This window comes from Sphingomonas aestuarii (genome assembly GCF_054457155.1).
The window spans coordinates 102,501-119,970 of the sequence record NZ_JBTKVV010000002.1; the positions used below are offsets into that span (position 1 = coordinate 102,501).

At 63.4% G+C, this 17,470-nt stretch carries 14 protein-coding genes, 1 tRNA gene and 2 rRNA genes; 12 read left to right on the top strand and 5 right to left on the bottom strand.

Annotated elements, in window-relative coordinates; translation table 11 throughout:
• Nucleotides 1-265 precede the first annotated feature (265 nt).
• The 6 genes from ACX0GZ_RS03715 to ACX0GZ_RS03740 all read left to right on the top strand — a co-directional run bounded on the left by ACX0GZ_RS03715 (nt 266) and on the right by ACX0GZ_RS03740 (nt 8,290).
• A 23S ribosomal RNA gene (locus ACX0GZ_RS03715) occupies nt 266-3,059 on the top strand.
• Nucleotides 3,060-3,184: 125 nt separating this feature from the next.
• Nucleotides 3,185-3,299 (top strand): 5S ribosomal RNA (rrf, locus tag ACX0GZ_RS03720).
• 102 nt (nt 3,300-3,401) lie between these two features.
• Nucleotides 3,402-3,478, top strand: a tRNA-Met gene (locus ACX0GZ_RS03725).
• Nucleotides 3,479-4,161: 683 nt separating this feature from the next.
• Nucleotides 4,162-6,258 (top strand): TonB-dependent siderophore receptor, encoded by a 2,097-nt coding sequence (locus ACX0GZ_RS03730; RefSeq protein WP_458813507.1) that lies wholly within the window; start codon nt 4,162-4,164, stop codon nt 6,256-6,258.
• Nucleotides 6,255-6,818 (top strand): hypothetical protein, encoded by a 564-nt coding sequence (locus ACX0GZ_RS03735; protein WP_458813509.1) that lies wholly within the window; start codon nt 6,255-6,257, stop codon nt 6,816-6,818. Before ACX0GZ_RS03730 ends, ACX0GZ_RS03735 begins: the two co-directional genes overlap by 4 nt.
• Nucleotides 6,815-8,290 carry a PepSY-associated TM helix domain-containing protein gene (locus ACX0GZ_RS03740; RefSeq protein WP_458813511.1) on the top strand — a complete coding sequence of 492 codons (1,476 nt, stop codon included), beginning with the start codon at nt 6,815-6,817 and terminating at the stop codon, nt 8,288-8,290. Before ACX0GZ_RS03735 ends, ACX0GZ_RS03740 begins: the two co-directional genes overlap by 4 nt.
• A gap of 3 nt (nt 8,291-8,293) precedes the next feature.
• Here the strand turns inward: ACX0GZ_RS03740 and ACX0GZ_RS03745 are convergent, their stop codons facing one another.
• Entirely contained in the window at nt 8,294-10,102 is a 1,809-nt protein-coding gene (locus tag ACX0GZ_RS03745) for a DUF885 domain-containing protein (RefSeq protein ID WP_458813513.1), read from the bottom strand.
• A gap of 155 nt (nt 10,103-10,257) precedes the next feature.
• Complete coding sequence (locus tag ACX0GZ_RS03750) at nt 10,258-10,887, bottom strand: 5'-methylthioadenosine/S-adenosylhomocysteine nucleosidase (RefSeq protein ID WP_458813515.1); 630 nt, start codon at nt 10,885-10,887, stop codon at nt 10,258-10,260.
• A 120-nt stretch (nt 10,888-11,007) separates the two neighbouring features.
• On the opposite strand from ACX0GZ_RS03750, the gene ACX0GZ_RS03755 reads away from it, so the two are divergent.
• A complete protein-coding gene (locus tag ACX0GZ_RS03755; RefSeq protein WP_458813517.1) occupies nt 11,008-11,799 on the top strand; it encodes an SDR family oxidoreductase in 792 nt (263 codons plus the stop codon).
• A complete protein-coding gene (locus ACX0GZ_RS03760; protein ID WP_458813519.1) occupies nt 11,799-12,158 on the top strand; it encodes a bleomycin resistance protein in 360 nt (119 codons plus the stop codon). The genes ACX0GZ_RS03755 and ACX0GZ_RS03760 overlap by 1 nt, the downstream gene beginning before the upstream one ends.
• Nucleotides 12,159-12,298: 140 nt before the next feature.
• Here the strand turns inward: ACX0GZ_RS03760 and ACX0GZ_RS03765 are convergent, their stop codons facing one another.
• On the bottom strand, nt 12,299-12,589 hold the full coding sequence (locus tag ACX0GZ_RS03765) for a 4a-hydroxytetrahydrobiopterin dehydratase (RefSeq protein WP_458813521.1): 291 nt from the start codon (nt 12,587-12,589) through the stop codon (nt 12,299-12,301).
• A 48-nt stretch (nt 12,590-12,637) separates the two neighbouring features.
• Between ACX0GZ_RS03765 and ACX0GZ_RS03770 the strand changes: the two genes are divergently transcribed.
• Genes ACX0GZ_RS03770 through ACX0GZ_RS03785 form a run of 4 tightly spaced genes read left to right on the top strand, consistent with a single transcriptional unit; the run spans nt 12,638 to nt 15,102 of the window.
• Nucleotides 12,638-13,045, top strand: coding sequence for a metallopeptidase family protein (locus ACX0GZ_RS03770; RefSeq protein WP_458813523.1), 408 nt, complete (start codon nt 12,638-12,640; stop codon nt 13,043-13,045).
• Nucleotides 13,042-13,626: a heme ABC exporter ATP-binding protein CcmA gene (ccmA, locus tag ACX0GZ_RS03775; protein WP_458813525.1), complete on the top strand. Its 585-nt coding sequence runs from the start codon at nt 13,042-13,044 to the stop codon at nt 13,624-13,626. The genes ACX0GZ_RS03770 and ccmA overlap by 4 nt, the downstream gene beginning before the upstream one ends.
• Nucleotides 13,623-14,264: a heme exporter protein CcmB gene (locus tag ACX0GZ_RS03780; RefSeq protein ID WP_458813527.1), complete on the top strand. Its 642-nt coding sequence runs from the start codon at nt 13,623-13,625 to the stop codon at nt 14,262-14,264. The genes ccmA and ACX0GZ_RS03780 overlap by 4 nt, the downstream gene beginning before the upstream one ends.
• A 19-nt stretch (nt 14,265-14,283) precedes the next feature.
• Nucleotides 14,284-15,102, top strand: a complete 819-nt coding sequence (locus ACX0GZ_RS03785; RefSeq protein WP_458813529.1) for an alpha/beta hydrolase — start codon at nt 14,284-14,286, stop codon at nt 15,100-15,102.
• On the opposite strand, the gene ACX0GZ_RS03790 is transcribed toward ACX0GZ_RS03785, so the two are convergent.
• Both ACX0GZ_RS03790 and thrC read right to left on the bottom strand, forming a co-directional pair.
• The gene (locus tag ACX0GZ_RS03790) at nt 15,099-15,974 is read right to left on the bottom strand and encodes a class I SAM-dependent methyltransferase (RefSeq protein ID WP_458813531.1); all 876 of its coding nucleotides are present in this window, start codon (nt 15,972-15,974) and stop codon (nt 15,099-15,101) included. The genes ACX0GZ_RS03785 and ACX0GZ_RS03790 overlap by 4 nt on opposite strands.
• A 38-nt stretch (nt 15,975-16,012) precedes the next feature.
• Nucleotides 16,013-17,407 carry a threonine synthase gene (gene thrC / locus ACX0GZ_RS03795; protein WP_458813533.1) on the bottom strand — a complete coding sequence of 465 codons (1,395 nt, stop codon included), beginning with the start codon at nt 17,405-17,407 and terminating at the stop codon, nt 16,013-16,015.
• Between the last annotated feature and the right edge of the window lie 63 nt (nt 17,408-17,470).

Here is a 17,470-nt window from a genome sequence, read left to right on the forward strand (position 1 = left end):
TTGTGAATGGGTTTTTCAAATCGATGCCGCGACGGCATTCGGTTTTCGGTCTTCGGATCGTCAGCTGGATGTGCGTTGCATAATGGGTGTCGTCAGAGTTCGCTCTGGCGATCCAATTCAAGGCTGAGATAATGATAACATCCGCATCAGGATGCTGACTGGGTTCGCCCGGACAGTGATCCAAGCCGCGGCAACGCATTGCCGAGTGGCTGTGCGATCTTTTGGATCGTGCATGCCCAGCGTTGTCGTTGGTGGTGTGGACTCTCAAGTGTGAGGTAAGAGCATTTGGTGGATGCCTTGGCATGTACAGGCGATGAAGGACGTGGCACGCTGCGATAAGCGTCGGGGAGTTGTGAGCAGACTTTGATCCGACGATTTCCGAATGGGGAAACCCACCTTCACCAATTAATTCAGCTGTTGAGCAATCAGCGGCAGGGTTAATTGGGGAGGGTATCACCTAAGCGAATAAAATAGCTTTGGTGAAGCGAACCTGGCGAACTGAAACATCTCAGTAGCCGGAGGAAAAGACATCAACCGAGATTCCGTTAGTAGTGGCGAGCGAACGCGGACCAGGCCAGTGCCTTCAATTCAAGTAGCAGAACACTCTGGAAAGTGTGGCCATAGCGGGTGACAGCCCCGTATGCGAAACTGATGTTGAAGGACTCGAGTAGGGCGGGACACGTGAAATCCTGTCTGAACATGGGGGGACCACCCTCCAAGCCTAAATACTCGTACATGACCGATAGCGAACTAGTACCGTGAGGGAAAGGTGAAAAGCACCCCGATGAGGGGAGTGAAACAGTACCTGAAACCGAATGCTTACAAGCAGTGGGAGCTCTCTTGTGGAGTGACCGCGTACCTCTTGCATAATGGGTCTGTGACTTAATGTATCAAGCAAGCTTAAGCCGATAGGTGTAGGCGCAGCGAAAGCGAGTCTGAATAGGGCGACTGAGTTTGATGCATTAGACCCGAAACCCGGCGATCTAGGCATGACCAGGTTGAAGGTGCGGTAACACGCACTGGAGGACCGAACCGATTAACGTTGAAAAGTTACCGGATGAGTTGTGTTTAGGGGTGAAAGGCCAATCAAGCCGGGAAATAGCTGGTTCTCCGCGAAATCTATTGAGGTAGAGCCTCGAGTGATTACCGTAGGGGGTAGAGCACTGGATGGATGCGGGCTGCGCGAGCGGTACCAATTCTAACCAAACTCCGAATACCTACGAGTACAGCTCGGGAGACAGACGGCGGGTGCTAAGGTCCGTCGTCAAAAGGGAAACAGCCCTAACCTACAGCTAAGGTCCCCAAGTCATCACTAAGTGGGAAAGCATGTGGGAATCCCAAAACAACCAGGAGGTTGGCTTAGAAGCAGCCATCCTTTAAAGAAAGCGTAACAGCTCACTGGTCTAAACAAGGGTTCCTGCGGCGAAGATGTAACGGGGCTAAAGTGATGCACCGAAGCTTAGGGTTCAGACATTAGTCTGAGCGGTAGCGGAGCGTTCCGTAAGCCTGCGAAGCCGAAGGGTAACCGACGGTGGAGGTATCGGAAGTGCGAATGCAGACATGAGTAGCGATAAACAGGGTGAGATGCCCTGTCGCCGAAAGACCAAGGGTTCCTACGCAAGGCTAATCCGCGTAGGGTGAGCCGGCCCCTAAGACGAGCCCGAAGGGGGTAGTCGATGGGAATGCGGTTAATATTCCGCAGCCTGGTGGTGTGTGACGGATGGTGTGAGTTGTACGATCTTATCGGATTGATCGTGCTTCGAAACTGTCCCAGGAAATAGCCCCACCGTATAGACCGTACCCGAAACCGACACAGGTGGTCAGGTAGAGTATACCAAGGCGCTTGAGAGAAGTGTCCTGAAGGAACTCGGCAAATTGCCTCCGTACCTTCGGAAGAAGGAGGCCCTCACATTGCGCAAGCAGTATGAGGGGGCACAGGCCAGGGGGTAGCGACTGTTTAGCAAAAACACAGGGCTCTGCTAAGTCGGCTTCAAGACGACGTATAGGGCCTGACGCCTGCCCGGTGCCTGAAGGTTAAGTGGAGGAGTGCAAGCTCTGAAATGAAGCCCAGGTAAACGGCGGCCGTAACTATAACGGTCCTAAGGTAGCGAAATTCCTTGTCGGGTAAGTTCCGACCTGCACGAATGGCGTAACGACTTCCCCACTGTCTCCAGGACATGCTCAGCGAAATTGAATTCTCCGTGAAGATGCGGAGTACCCGCGGTTAGACGGAAAGACCCCGTGCACCTTTACTGCAGCTTCAGAGTGGCATTAGGAAAGAACTGTGTAGCATAGGTGGGAGGCTTTGAAGCGTTGGCGCCAGCTGACGTGGAGCCATAGGTGAAATACCACCCTGTTGTTTTCTGATGTCTAACCACGAACCATGAAACTGGTTCTGGGACCCTCTGTGGCGGGTAGTTTGACTGGGGCGGTCGCCTCCTAAAGAGTAACGGAGGCGTGCGAAGGTTGGCTCAGGTCGGTTGGAAACCGACCGTTAGAGTGCAATGGCATAAGCCAGCCTGACTGCGAGACTGACAAGTCGAGCAGAGACGAAAGTCGGTCATAGTGATCCGGTGGTCCCTCGTGGAAGGGCCATCGCTCAACGGATAAAAGGTACGCCGGGGATAACAGGCTGATAACCCCCAAGAGCTCATATCGACGGGGTTGTTTGGCACCTCGATGTCGGCTCATCACATCCTGGGGCTGGAGCAGGTCCCAAGGGTTTGGCTGTTCGCCAATTAAAGTGGTACGTGAGCTGGGTTCAGAACGTCGCGAGACAGTTTGGTCCCTATCTGCCGTGGGCGTCGAAATTTGAGAGGAGTTGACCCTAGTACGAGAGGACCGGGTTGAACATACCTCTGGTGTACCTGTCGTCGTGCCAACGGCGCAGCAGGGTAGCTATGTATGGACGGGATAACCGCTGAAAGCATCTAAGCGGGAAGCCTCCCTCGAGATAAGATTTCTTAGGACGGTGAGAGACCATCACCTTGATAGATCGGATGTGGAAGTGCGGTAACGCATGAAGCTAACCGATACTAATTGTCCTATTCGCACCTGATGAGTCCCACCATCAACGACAGCGCTGGTTCTTCCAGTGTTGGCGTGATGTGGATGTCATCATTACGCCTTGAACATTCAGTGCACGATTTGAAAACCCAGTTTACCGAACGCACAAGCTTCATTGCTTGGTGGCTATAGCGTCTGTGACCCACCCGATCCCATCCCGAACTCGGCCGTGAAACCAGACAGCGCCGATGGTACTACTGCCTAAGCAGTGGAAGAGTAGGTCGTCGCCAGGCATTGCAGCTTGTGCGGTTGGTAAATTGGAAGCCCATTCACATTTTCGAAGCGCTATGCGCGCCTGGCCGTTAGGCTCGGCGCGTATTTGCGTCTCTGGTTGGCGCGGGGTGGAGCAGCCCGGTAGCTCGTCAGGCTCATAACCTGAAGGTCACAGGTTCAAATCCTGTCCCCGCAACCAGCTCTTTCTTGGAGATTTATACTCCGATACGCCCGTCTGGCATTCGCCCGGCGGGCTTTTTTGCGTCTGATTGACGGCGGGCGATAGTCGCAATATTGGGCGCGGCAGGTGCGGCTGTGCTCGGGCCATTCGGGAACTCGATTTTTCTCCGACTTGCTCGTCCAGAGCTTGCTTGCGGCGTCCGGTGTTTTTTCTGGGCAATGATCGAGGCCCTGACACTGCGGCGATCGCGACCAACGGTAACGCGGGCGATGAGCCACCTCCCCCATCGCTGTGCATCGCTAAGTCCGCTTGTTTCGAGCGCAGTCGAGAAACGCGACCCAAGCGCTCGGTAACGTTTCTCGACTTCGCTCGAAACGAAGGGACCAAGGGGGGCGTAGGATTGAATTCTCACCTGATCTTATCGAGCTTGGCGGCCGGTAGGTCGGCGGCGCGTGGCGCAACCTCCTGCTAATCAGCGATGCGGCCCTTCGGATCGCCGCGCAGCATGATCCGGCTGATATCCAACCTCAAATCGCTCGCCACGGGCGTTACGGCCGCGCATTGCAGTGGTCTTCGGCATAGCGCTGGGACCAGGCCCTCCAGACCGCTATCTCGATTTATCGCAATCCATTCTCAACAATTCTTGCAAATAGGAACGACTCGCATTAGCAAGCGCGGAGCATTGTCATCAGGGGCTTTCGATGTCGCGTTCCGTCTTGTTGTTGAGTGTTTCGTTTCTTGCCGTCGCCATGCCGGCAGCCGCGCAGCAATCGTCGGGGCAGCAACGTCCGTCGGTCGACTCCGAGGACATCGTGGTTACCGGCGAACTCGCCCGGTTCGGCGCGACCAAATCGGATACGCCGATCCTGGAAACCGCGCGGTCGATCTCGATCGAAACCGAACGCGATTTCCGCGACAAGGGGTTTGAGACGCTCGACGACGCGTTGGCCTATACCGCGGGCGTGACGGCGGAAACCTATGGCTTCGACATGCGCGGCGACTTCGTCACTATCCGCGGGCTGGGCGTGCCCGAATATCGCGACAACCTGCAATATCTGTTCGGCTTCTACAACAATCCCCGTCCCGACCTGTATCTGGCGGAGCAGGTCGAGGTGCTCAAGGGGCCGGCATCGGTGCTGTACGGCGCGGGGTCGCCGGGCGGCATCGTCAATGTCGTCACCAAGCGGCCCTTCGACGGCAAGCTGTTCGAGGTGCGCGGGCGCGTCGGCAATTTCGATCGCTATGAAGCGATGACCGATGTCAACACCGCGATCCCCGGCACCGGCGAGACCGGATTCTTCCGCTTCACCGGTCTCTATCGCAACACCGGCACCCAGATCGAACAGGTCGACGAGGAAAAGATCGTCATCGCCCCATCGATCAGCGCGCAGCCGACGCCCGACACGACGATCACGCTGCTGACCAACTATACCAGCCAGAAGACCGATACCGGTCACCAGTTCCTGCCGCTGGAAGGCACGTTGTTGCCGCATGTCAGCGGGCGCAAGATCGACCCGATGGTGTATCTGGGCGAGCCGGGGTTCAACCGGTATGATTCCGAAAGCGTCACCGTCACGCTGATCGCCGAACAGGGATTGGCAAAGGGGCTGAATCTCGAAGCGGTCGCTCGCTATTCCGCCTCGACTGCGGATTATAACCAGGCGTGGCCGGATTTTGCGGCGGTCGGCGCCCCTCGTCTGGATGCCGAAGGCAATGCCAATCGCGCCTTCTACCTGTCGCAGGCGCGCAGCGAGAGCGCGGCGATCGACGCCCGCCTGCGCTGGGAATTCGCAACCGGCGGGATCGAGCACCAGCTGCTGGGTGGCATCCAGTATCAGGATGTGATGACCGACAATGACAGCGCTTATTTCGTCGGCGCGCCGATCAACGTCTTCGATCCAGTCTATGGCAACGGCCCGAGCGAAGCCGAAATGGAGGCCGCGATCTTCCGCGCGCCTTCCAATTTCGTCGAGACCACCGGCCTGTATCTGAGCGATCAGATCACGGCGGGCGCCTTCATCGTCACCGGCGGCGTGCGGTTCGACCGGGTGACCAATCGCACCGGCCGCGCGACGCCGCAAAAGGACAGCGCGACCAGCGTTTCGGGCGGCGTGCTGTATCGCGGGCCGTTCGGGCTATCGCCCTATTTCAGTTACGCCGAAAGCTTCCAGCCGGTGCTGGGGATCGACGGCGACACGCTGGAAGCGTTCGAACCGCAGGAAGGCCGCCAATATGAAGCGGGCCTGAAATGGCAGATTCCTGATACGCGGTCGTTCGTCACCGTCGCGGCGTTCGACATCGAACAGACCAACCTCCCCAATCCGCAGGCGCTGCCCGGCGGCGGCGGCCAGCAGCTGGGTCTTGCGAAAATTCGCGGGGTCGAGATCGAGGGCAATATCGCGGTGGGCGGCCTGCTGATCGACGCCAACTACAGCTTCCTCGATCACGAGGATCCCGATGGTTTCCGCCTGTCGTCGATCCCGCGACATCAGGCATCGTTGTTCGCCACCTATCGCTTTGCGGGTGCGCTCGACGGTTTCCGTATCGGCGGCGGCGTGCGGTATCAGGGCGAAAATGAAAGCAGCGGGTTCACGGCGAGCGGCGCACCGCTGATCGTCGCGGTCGACGGCCACACGGTTGCCGACGCAAGCGTGGGCTATCGCTGGGGCAACTGGGATTTCTCCGTCAACGCGCGCAACGTGACCGACGAGCAGTATTTCACGACGTGTCTGGCGCGTGGCGATTGCTATCCCAACGAACGCCGCACCGTGATCGCGACGATCGGATACCGGCTGTGACGATTGCGCTCGCGCTGATCGCCGCGGCGTTGGGCGTGCTGCTGATCCGTCTCGGTTGGGGCCGGGACGGTGGGGCCACGCGAGTGTGCTTGGGCTGGGTGCTGGTCGCGCTCGGCCTCAGCGTGTTGATGTGGCGCGACGGTGCGTGGGGGCTGGCGCTGGGCGGATCGGTGGCGATCCTGGCGGCGATGGTTGTGCTGGCGCATGCGGCAATCACCGCGCCGCGCCCGCGAAAAGCGACGCCGGTTCGCGATTCGGTGACCACGGTCGCGTTGCACAGCGAGAGCTGGGGAGCGCTGGGCCGCCGCGTTCTGGTGTTTCTGATAACGGTGCCGGGTGCGGCGGCGGCATCGATGCTGGTGGCGCTTGCCGCGCAGACGCTGGCGCGCGCGGGCGGATGGGGAGACGCCAATGCAGGCGTTGCCGGCCTCGCGGCGTTTCCAATCGCCTGGGCGATCGTCACGACGCTGGTGATGCTCAAGGATCGACTGACGCAGATGGCTGGAATCGTTGCGGTCGTCGCGATTCCCGCCGCCGCCCTGTTCTGGGGACTGACATGAAGAATATCCTGTCACCCGATCTGGTCCGTCGCGCGCTGTCGGGCCACGCCGCCATTGGCCTGCTCGCGGGTGCATTGCTCTATATCCTGTGCCTGTCGGGCACGCTGATCGTCGTCCATCAGGAATGGCAGCGCTGGGAGCAGCCAACAATCGCAGAGGCGACCACGATCTCGCCCGAAGCGGTGCAACGCGCTGCTCAGGCAATACTCGCGACCGAACCGCGCGAAACCGAACATTTCTACGTCACCATGCCCACCGGCGGGCTGCCGCGACCGGTGGCCACCACCGACAACCGCGCCTTCTATCTGAACGGCGACGGCAGCGTCGCCGCGCCCGAGGAGCATGCCTGGACCGAGTTCCTGGTCTATCTCCATTATTATCTGCACCTGCCGATGCTGTGGGGGCTGATGGCGGTCGGCGCGCTTGGAGTGATGATGGCGTCGCTGATCGTCGGCGGCGTGCTGGCGCATCCGCGCATTTTCCGCGATGCGTTTCGCCTGCGGGCGCGTGGACAGAAACAGCTTGCGCTGGCCGACTGGCACAATCGGCTGGGCGTCTGGACGCTGCCGTTTGGCCTCGCGATCGCGATCACCGGCGCGATGCTCGGCCTGTCCATCATGACGACGCAAATCACCGCAAACACCTGGTATGGGGGCGATGTCGAGGCAGCCTATGCGCCGATCTTCGGGGCCGAAGGCGTGCATGACGATCGCCCCGCGCCGCTCGCCAACATCGCCAGCGCGATACGCGATTTCGAAACGCGCTTCCCCGACATTCGCTTGAGTTATGTGACGATGCACGATCCGGGCAAGGCCGGGCAGCATCTGCAACTGGTCGGCGATCATCCCCGGCGGCTGATCTTCGGCGAATATTATGTGTACGACCAGAACGGCACTTTCTTGCGAACCCAGGGACTGGCCGATGGTGACATCGGCAAGCAACTGGCCGCGTCGACTTACAAGCTGCATTTCGGCAATTTCGGCGGCTTGCCGGTCAAACTCGCCTATATCCTGATGGGCGCAGCGCTGACCGTGGTGGCGGGCACCGGCATGTCGATCTGGCTGGTCAAGCGCCGCCAGCGCGGTCGCGCCAGCCCCCGGCTGGAGGGGGCGTGGCAGGCGGTGCTGTGGGCCAGCCCGCTGCTGATTGCGCTCGCGCTGCCGATGCGCTGGATATTGGGACCGGAAGCGCCGTTGGTCGCGTTCTTCTGGGTGGCCTTGGCGCTGACCATTGCCGTTGCCGCTTTGTCGGGCGATGCGGCGCGGGTGCGGACCTGGCTGGCGAGCGCGCTCGGCGCGGCCATGGCGGCGATCGGTGCGGTCCATTTGATCGCAATGGGCGGCGCGTCGCAGCCCATCTATATCGGGTTCGACCTGATTTTGCTTGCAGGGGGGGCGGCGCTGCTCTGGTTCTACGCCAGAGCAGCGTTTGTCCGCCGCGCTGCCGAACTGGTGCCGACGCCCGCCGAATAGTTGTCAGGCCATCCGCGCACGCACCTGTCGCTGAAGCACGGTCAGCGGCATCGCCCCCTTTTGCAGGATGGCGTGGAAGACCTTGGGATCCCAGTTGCTCCCGGCTTTCCGACGCGCTTCGTTGCGAAGGTCGACCCAGACATTGTGGCCGATCTTGTAGCTGGTCGCCTGACCCGGCCAGACGGTGTAGCGGTCGATTTCGTTCTGCCCGCGTCCGCGCGCGATGCCGGTCGTCGCTAGGAAATACTCGGTCGCCTTTTCCCGGCTCCAGCGTTTCGAATGCAGGCCTGAATCGACCACCAGGCGGGTTGCCCGGAACAGGATCGACTGGAGATAGCCGACCTCCTCCAGCGGGATCGCCTTGAACATCCCCATCTCGTCAGCCAGCTGTTCGGCGTAGAGCGCCCAGCCCTCCGAATAGGCCGAAAAGCCGCCGCGCCGACGAATCAGCGGGATGGCGTCGGATTCGAGCGCGCTCGACACCTGTAAGTGATGCCCCGGCGACGCTTCGTGATGAGTCAGCGTGCGCAGGCCGAATTTGGGCCGGTCGAACGTGTCGCGGAGGTTGATGAAATAGGTGGCCGGCCGCGTTCCGTCGAGTGACGCGGACTGGTAATAGGCCCCCGCCGACCCTGCCTGGATCGCCTCCGGAACGCGACGCACCTCGACCGATGCCTTGGGCAGCACCGCGAATTGTTCGGGAAGCCGCGCGTCGATCTCGCGCACCTGCTGGCGGAGCAGGTCGAGCAATTCCTCGCGACCGGCATCGGTATTCGGAAAAACCTGATCTGGGCGCTTGTTGAGCGCGATCAGCCGCTCGCCGACGCTGCCCTGGCTCATCCCCTGACGCTTCAGGATGGTGTCGATCCGCGCGTTCAGCTCGGCGACCTGTTCCAGGCCGGTCGCATGGATTTCGTCGCCGGTCAGATTGGTCGTGGTCGCGGCGCTGGCGGCGGCGGTGTAATAGGCCTCGCCATCGGGCAGCCGCCACACGCCCGCGTCATGCCTGGCCTGGGCGCGCAATTCTTCGACCAGTGCGCGCTGGCGGTCGAGCGCGGGATAGACTGCGGTCTCGATGAGTCGCGCAGCCTCTGCGGCGCGCGCTTCGGGCAGATTCGCGTCCTTAAGCTTTGCGGTAAAGCTGGTGACCAAATTGTGCTGCGCGGCGGCGGGTTCGCGGGCGCTGGCGAACTGTTTGAGCGTGGTGTCGAGGATATAGTCGGGCGCGAACACGCCCTTGGCCGCGTCGGCGCGTTGGCGCTCGGTTTCCTGGTCGAGTACGGTCGCGAATGCCTCCAGCCGCGCCAGATAGGCGTCGGCATCGGCGGCGTCGCGAACCCGGTGCTGGTTGGCGAGGAAATCGGGCACGTCGCGGTACGCGCCCGACAGCTGGCTGATCGTATAGGGGACATAGCGCCCGCCGGTCGCGCCGTAGTCGAACCGCGCGCCTTCGAGTCCGCGTTCGAGCTGATATTCGACGACATCGTAATCGAGCGCGGAGTCCTCGTTCAGCTTGGCCCGGTCGATGGTCTTCAGTTGCGCCAGTTCGGTTCTGGTGCGCGCGATGTCCTTGGCGCGCCCTGCGGCGGACGCGTCCGACAGTTGCGATCGGAGCGGCGCACGCGCGCCCGTGTCGAGCCCGAGCGCCGTCGCGCCTTCCGGATTCTCGTCGATCCGTGCGTAGAAGAAACCGTCGAGCATCTCGCGCAACCGGGCGTCCTCGCCTGCAAGCTGAAACCCGCGCGCGGCGGCGGGGAGGGCGGCGAGCGTCGCGGCGACGCTGGCAGAGGCGAGGAATTGACGACGGTGCATGAGGACTCCTGCGGTACGGTTACGCAGGTGAGACTAGGGGACCGGAGCCTCGTAGCGCAACCGCTCGCCCTCTGCCGTGCGCGCGCGCGGGCGGGAGCCCAGCGTTTCGCGCGGACCGTGTGTGGCCTCGGACTCCCGCTTTCGCGGGAGCACGGTCACGCTGAATTATCCTTCGACGTCGACGCCAGCATATCCACCGCCTCGGCCAGCTTCTCATCGAGATGCCCGAGCAATTCGGTCCAGCCGTCCAGCCCCGCCAGTTCGCCCGGTCCGTCGGAAATGCCGCGCAGTCCGATCATCTCGACCCCGAACCGCTGGCACGCACGCCACACCGCGAAACTTTCCATATCGACCATGTCGGCGTCGATCGCCGCATAATGGTCGCCGGTGACGACGTTCGCGCCGGTCGACAGGCTGGCGCTGGGCAATTTCGCGATCGGCGTGCGCAGCGGCACCACCACCGGATGGTCGGCGAACGGCGTCGCCCCGCGCGCAAAGCCCAGCGGCGACGCGTCGATATCGCGCCACGCGATCGACGCGACCTGATACACCTCGCCCAATCGGCACTTTCGCGATCCCGCCGACCCCAGCGAACAGACCAGATCGGGCGGCGTCCCGGCATCGGTCAGGGCCTGCAGCGCGCGGGTCGTCTCGATCGCCGCCTCGATCGGGCCGACCCCGGTCATCACCGGGCGAATGCGCGCGGCGAGCGCCGGGCCATATTCGGGCTCGCACGCCATCACGAACAGGATGCGGCGGCCGGACAGGGACATGGTTTCGATCATGACGCTCGTCGATAGCGGCAGGAACCGGGACCGTCATCGCTCGATCGCCATTTTGCGCTGGCGTCGTGACCCCGCTTGAGGAAGGTTGCCATCAACGACCGATGGACATTGGGAGCGGGCATGACGGGCGAGGCAAAGGCGATGTTCATTACCGGCGGCGGATCGGGGATCGGGCGTGCGGTCGCGCAGCATTTTGCCGCGCGCGGCTGGCGGGTCGGTGTCGCCGATGTGAACGAATCGGGGATCGCCGAAACCCGCGCGCTGCTGCCGGAGGGCATGTCCAGCGCGCATGTCATGGACGTGCGCGACCGCGAGGCGTGGCGCAAGCAACTCGCGGCATTCGTCGCGGCGAGCGGCGGGCGGCTCGACGTGCTGTTCAACAATGCCGGGATCGGGTTTGGGGGCGAATTCGCGAACACGCCGCTCGACGATCTCGACCGGCTGATCGCGATCAACCTGATTGGGGTCGTGAATGGCGCGCATATCGGGCACCCCTATCTGAAGGCATCGCCGGGGGGCGGTTGTCTGCTCAGCACCGCGTCGGCGGCGGGGATATACGGCACCGCAGGCGCAGCGGTCTATTCGGCGACCAAGTTCGCGGTGCGCGGGTTGACCGAAGCGCTCGACGGCGAATGGGCAAAGGACGGCATCCGCGTCCGGTCGATCATGCCGAGCTTCATCGACACGCCGCTGCTCGATTCGGGCGTGACCGGATCAAACCAGAATGTCCGCGAACGCGTCCGTGCGGCGGGGCTGGAATTCACCCCGCTGAGCGAAGTCGCCGAACTTGCGTGGCAGGCGGTGCACGGCGATGCGATCCACACCGTCATCGGCAAGACCGCGCGCCGCATGAAATTCGCCGCGCGCTGGATGCCGAAGGCGCTGAGGAAGCAGGCGCGCGGGGGATTGTGATGACCGATCATGCCACGCCCAACCTGCCATCGCGTGATTTCGACACGACGGCGCAATTCTATGGCGCGCTCGGATTTCAGCAGGGCTGGCGCGACGATGGCTGGATGATCCTCAAGCGCGGCGAAGTCATCCTCGAATTCTTCCCCGATCCCGATCTCGACCCGCTGAGCAGCTCGTTCGGCTGCTGCCTGAGACTCGGCGATATCGACGCGATCTATGCGCAGGCGCTTGCGGCGGGGGTGCCCCAACAATGCTGGGGCATGCCGCGACTGCATCCGGCCAAGGTGGAGGATTCGGGGATGCGGATCGCTTATATGGTCGATCCCGATGGGACGCTGGTGCGACTGATTGAGAACTGAACGCCGTCGATCCGGAGGAGGGATTATCTCGCGCATACTCCTGCGAAAGCAGGAGCGCTGGCCGGTGCCAGTACCGCTTGCCGCCAACGCTCCTGCTTTCGCAGGAGCAGAGCGAATTTATTTGCGGATGCGCTTGCCCCTCACTCCACCAGCGCGTCGATCTTCTGCGCCATGTCCACATCGCGTTCGGACAAGCCGCCCGCGTCGTGAGTCGTCAGCAAAATGTCCACCCGGTTGTAGACGTTCGACCATTCGGGATGGTGATCGGCCTTTTCCGCGAGCAGCGCCACCTGCGTCATGAACGCGAAGGCTTGGGAAAAATCGTCGAAGGTGAAGCTGCGCGTTATGGCGTCGCGCGCTTCGTCCACGTCCCAGTCGGACAGACCGTCCAGCGCGTCCGCGCGTTCGGCTTCGCTCAGTTGCTCGACCATCGTCCCCTCCGCTTGGCAGTCGTCGCGGCCCGGCCTATGGCATGGCCCATGCCGACGCAAGCGCCGCGCCTCGCCCCGACCAACGACATGCTGGAAGCGCTCGCGCGCGAGGCGCTGGCGCGCATCCCCGAACCGTTCGCCAGCTATCTGAAGGACGTGGTCCTGATCGTCGAGGATTTCGCCGACGAGGAAACGCTGAAGGCGATGGGCATGGAGGATCCGTTCGAGTTGACCGGGCTCTATCACGGCCGCCCGATCGGCGAGAAATCGAGCTTCGACAGCGGCGGACTGCCCGACCGCATCCACCTCTATCGCAGGCCCTTGCTCGACGAATGGTGCGATACCGGCGTCGCGCTCGACGATCTGATCACCCATGTCGTGGTGCACGAAGTCGGCCATCATTTCGGCCTGTCGGACGACGACATGCACGCGCTGGAAGATTCGGTCGGCGAGTGAGCACAGGCGCGCTTCGCCTGGAGGCAGTCGCATGCGTTCGCGGCGGGCGAATGCTGTTCTCGGGCCTCGATCTCGATCTCGCGCCCGGCGATGCGGCGTTGGTGAGCGGCCCGAACGGCATCGGCAAGTCGAGTCTGCTGAGGCTGTGTGCCGGACTGCTCAGGCCGTTTGCGGGGCGAATCGACCGGAACGGCCAGTGTGCGCTGCTGGCCGAGGATCATGCGCTCGATCCCGAACGCTCGCTTGTCCGCGCGCTGGGGTTCTGGGCGCAGCTTGATGGCGACGCCGCCCGGCTGGATCAGGCGATCGCGCGGGTCGGGCTGGGCGGACTGGAAGACGTGCCGGTCCGGCTCCTCTCGACCGGCCAGCGCAAGCGCGCGGGGTTGGCGCGCACCATTGCGAGCGGCGCCGGGCTGTGGTTGTTGGACGAACCCGCCAACGGCCTCGACCGCCAAGGGGTGGCGATGCTGGAGGCGCTGATCGCCGGGCATCGTGCGGGGGGCGGCAGCGTGCTGATCGCCAGCCATCTGCCGATCGCAATTGCCGACGCGCAGCCCGTGCGGCTGGAGCGCCCGGCATGAGCGTGTTCGGCCAGCTGATCGCGCGCGACCTGCGCCGGGCATGGACCAGCGGCGGGCTGACATTGCCGATCGCCTTCTTCCTGCTCGCCGTCGTCCTGTTTCCGTTCGCGATCGGGCCGGATCGCGACATCCTGTCGCGCATCGCGAGCGGCGCGGTGTGGACCGCCGCGCTGCTCGCCGCGCTGTTGCCCGTCGAGCGGCTGGTCGTCCCCGATATGGAAAACGGGGTCATCGACCAGTTGGTGGTGCGCGGGCTGAGCGATCCGACGATCGCGGCGGCAAAGATCGTCGCCCACTGGCTGGGCTTCGCACCGGCCCTGCTGATCGCCACGATCGCGGCGGCGGCGTTGCTCGGCATGGACGGCGACCAGTTGCGCATCACGCTGGTCGCGCTGGCCATCGGCACGCCGGGCCTTGCCGCGCTGGGCGTCATCACCGCTGCATTGGTTGCGGGGCTGCGCGGCGCGGGCGCGCTGGCGGGGCTCGTCATGCTCCCCTTCGCGCTGCCGCTGTTGATCTTCGGCGCGGGCGCGAGCGACGGGGCGGGCGCGTTGAAGCTGCTCGCCGCGACCAGCCTGCTGCTTGTCGCGGGCGCGCCGTTCGTGGCAGGATCGGCAATGCGGATGGCACGGGGTTAGCGCAGCGGGGGTAAGGGCGATGCGACACGGGCTGCTGGCGGTTGGACTTGCGCTGTCGGCCTGCACCGCGACGCCGCCGCCCGAGCCGTCGCAGATCGCGTCGTTGCCCGCGATCACCGGCGATTATTTCCGGATGCGATCGGCGGCGACCGGGCACGATTATCACATCCATGTCCGCCTGCCGGTGGACTATGCCAAAGAGCCCGACCGCAATTACCCGGTCGTCTATCTGCTCGACGGCGACACGTTGTTCCCGATCCTGGGCGGCAATCATCTGTTTCTTCATTATGATGACGGCCTGCCCGATGCGATCGTCGTCGGCATTGCCTATGGCGGGTTCGGTCCCGTCAACAAGCGGAGCATCGATTTCAACGCGCCCGATGCCAGCCTGACCGAGGCGCAAGCTGGCGCGCCGCGATTTCAGCGATTCCTGAGCGACGAACTGTTTCCGCAGATCGAACGCCGCTATCGCGGCGATCCGGCCAAGCGCATCCTTTTCGGCCAGTCGCGCGGCGGCGGGTTCGTGCTGTGGTCGGCCTATACCCGGCCCGACCTGTTCTGGGGCCATATCGCCAGCAATGCCGCGTTCGAGCCGGGGGCCGAACGCTATTTCCAGATGCCCAAGGCGCGCGCGGACACCCATCTGGTCGTATCCAGCGGCACCCGCGACCGCCCCGATCTGCGCGCTTCGGCGCTACGTTGGGCGGAATATTGGCGCAACCGCGACAAGCCGTGGCGACTGCATTTCGTCGAGATCCGGGATGGCACCCATGCCGCCAACGCGTCCGACGCCTATCGCGCCGGTATGCGCGCGATCTTTGACTGGAAGCCGGGCTAACCCCTTCTGGACCACCGTGCGAAGATCGCGGTCGGCAATTCGAGTCCGCGCGTTTCCTCACGCACCGTCAACTCGCCCGCTTCGACCGTGCCGGGCAGGTCGGCAAAGGCCTGTCGCACCAGTTCGCCGATCGCGAGCGCCGACATGCGGACGGCATAGACGGTGAGGAACAGGCAGGATGAATTTTCGTCGAGCAGTGCGCGGCAATTGGCGATCAGGTCGGGGAGCCCTTCCTCGAGCTTCCAGACCTCGCCATTGGGGCCGCGGCCCCATTTGGGGGGATCGAGCAGGATCGCGTCGTAGCGCCGCCCGCGCCGCACTTCGCGCGCGACGAACTTGCCCGCATCCTCGACCAGCCAGCGGACCGGCAGGTCGTTCATCCCCGACAGCGCGGCGTTCTGACGTGCGGCCTCGACCGACTTCTTCGACGCATCGACATGCACCATCCGCGCGCCCGCGCTGGCCAGCGCCAGCGTGCCGACGCCGGTATAGCCGAACAGGTTGAGTGCTTCCGGGTTGTCCACAGCCGCGATCTGCCCGCGCAGCCAGGTCCACACGGGCGCCATGTCGGGGAAGAAGCCCAGATGGCGGAACGGCGTCGTTTGCGCGGTGAACTTCACCCGATCCCATTTGAGCGGCCAGCCTTGTTCGGGCACGTCGCGGAAATAATGCCAGCGCCCGCCGCCATCGTCGTCCGATGCGGGCACGAATTCGGCATCGGCGTCCCAGTCGTCGCTCGCGGGCGCCCACATCGCCTGGGGTTCGGGGCGGATGAAGCGGAACCGGCCATAGCGTTCGAGCTTTCGGCCATGCCCGCAATCGATCAGGCCGTAATCCGCCCAAGGCTCGCCGGTCAGGGTGATGAGGTTCATGGTTTCCCCATGCCAATTCGGGCGCGCGGGGGGAAGGCTCAGCGCGCGGTTGCGCGTTCGGCGATATAGGCGGTCACCGCATCGAAGGTGCCGGGCAGTTCGGCATAGCGTTCCTCGCGATCGAAAAGGTCGCCCATGCGCGCTGGCAGTGATGGGCGCTGGCCGGTGGCGCGTTCGACAGCATCCGGGAATTTCGCCGGGTGCGCGGTGGCGAGCGTGACGATGGGGACATCGCCAATATCGGCGCGACGTGCAGCCGCCAAGCCGATGGCGGTGTGCGGATCGAGCAATTGTCCGGTCCCGTCCTGTGCCCAGCGCATCGCCTGGGCCATCGCATCGGGATCGACCGAATCGCTGACGAAGGAAGCCGCCGCTCCCTGTGCCTGCGCGTTGGTCAGTTGCATCGCGCGGGTCGCCTCAAACCCGCGCATTTGTTCGGCCAGAGCCACGCCGTCGCGACCGCCAACGTCGAACAGCAGGCGCTCGAAATTCGAGCTGACCTGAATATCCATCGACGGCGCGGCGGTCGGCGTCACCTGCGCCGATGAATAATCGCCGCGCGACAGCGCGCGGTGGAGGATGTCGTTGACGTTGGTCGCCACGATCAGCCTGGCGACCGGCAGGCCCATCCGCGCGGCGACATGGCCGGCGAACACATCGCCGAAATTGCCGGTCGGCACCGAAAAGACGACCGCTCGTTCCGGCGCGCCCAACCGGCTGGCGGCGTAGAAATAATAGACCACCTGCGCCATCAGCCGCGCCCAGTTGATCGAATTGACCGCAGACAGGCGGAAGCGCCCGGAAAAGCCGGTGTCGTTAAACATCGCCTTCACCAGCGCCTGCGCGGTGTCGAAATCGCCCGAGATCGCGATGTTGTGGACGTTTGGGGCGAGCACCGTCGTCATCTGGCGACGCTGAACGTCGGACACGCGGCCCGAGGGATGGAGCATGAAGATGTCGATCCCCGTGCGCCCCGCCACCGCGTCGATCGCCGCCGACCCGGTATCGCCGCTGGTCGCGCCGACGATCGTCAGCGGGGCTTCGCCGGGCTGGATGAAGCGTTCGAAGAACAGCCCCAGCAATTGCAGCGCCACGTCCTTGAACGCCAGCGTCGGGCCGTGGAACAGTTCGAGCAGGAAATGCCGGTGGTCGAGCTGGACCAGCGGGGTGACGGCGGCATGGGCGAAGCGGCCATACGCCTGTTCGCACAGGTCGCGCAGTTCTTCGTGGGTCAGCGCGTCGCCGACAAAGGGGCTCATCACCGTCACTGCAACATCGACATAGCGTTGCGTCGCCATCGCTCGGATGGAGTCGGCGTCGATGGTCGGCCAGGTTTCGGGCAAATAGAGTCCGCCGTCCGGTGCCAATCCGCTGAGCGTCGCGTCCCGAAAGCCTAGGACCGGCGCATTCCCCCTGGTGCTGACATACCGCATGAGCGCTGGATTAAGGCGCGCCGCTAGGGGCGGCAAGCATGGCGATTATTGGGACAGGGCAGG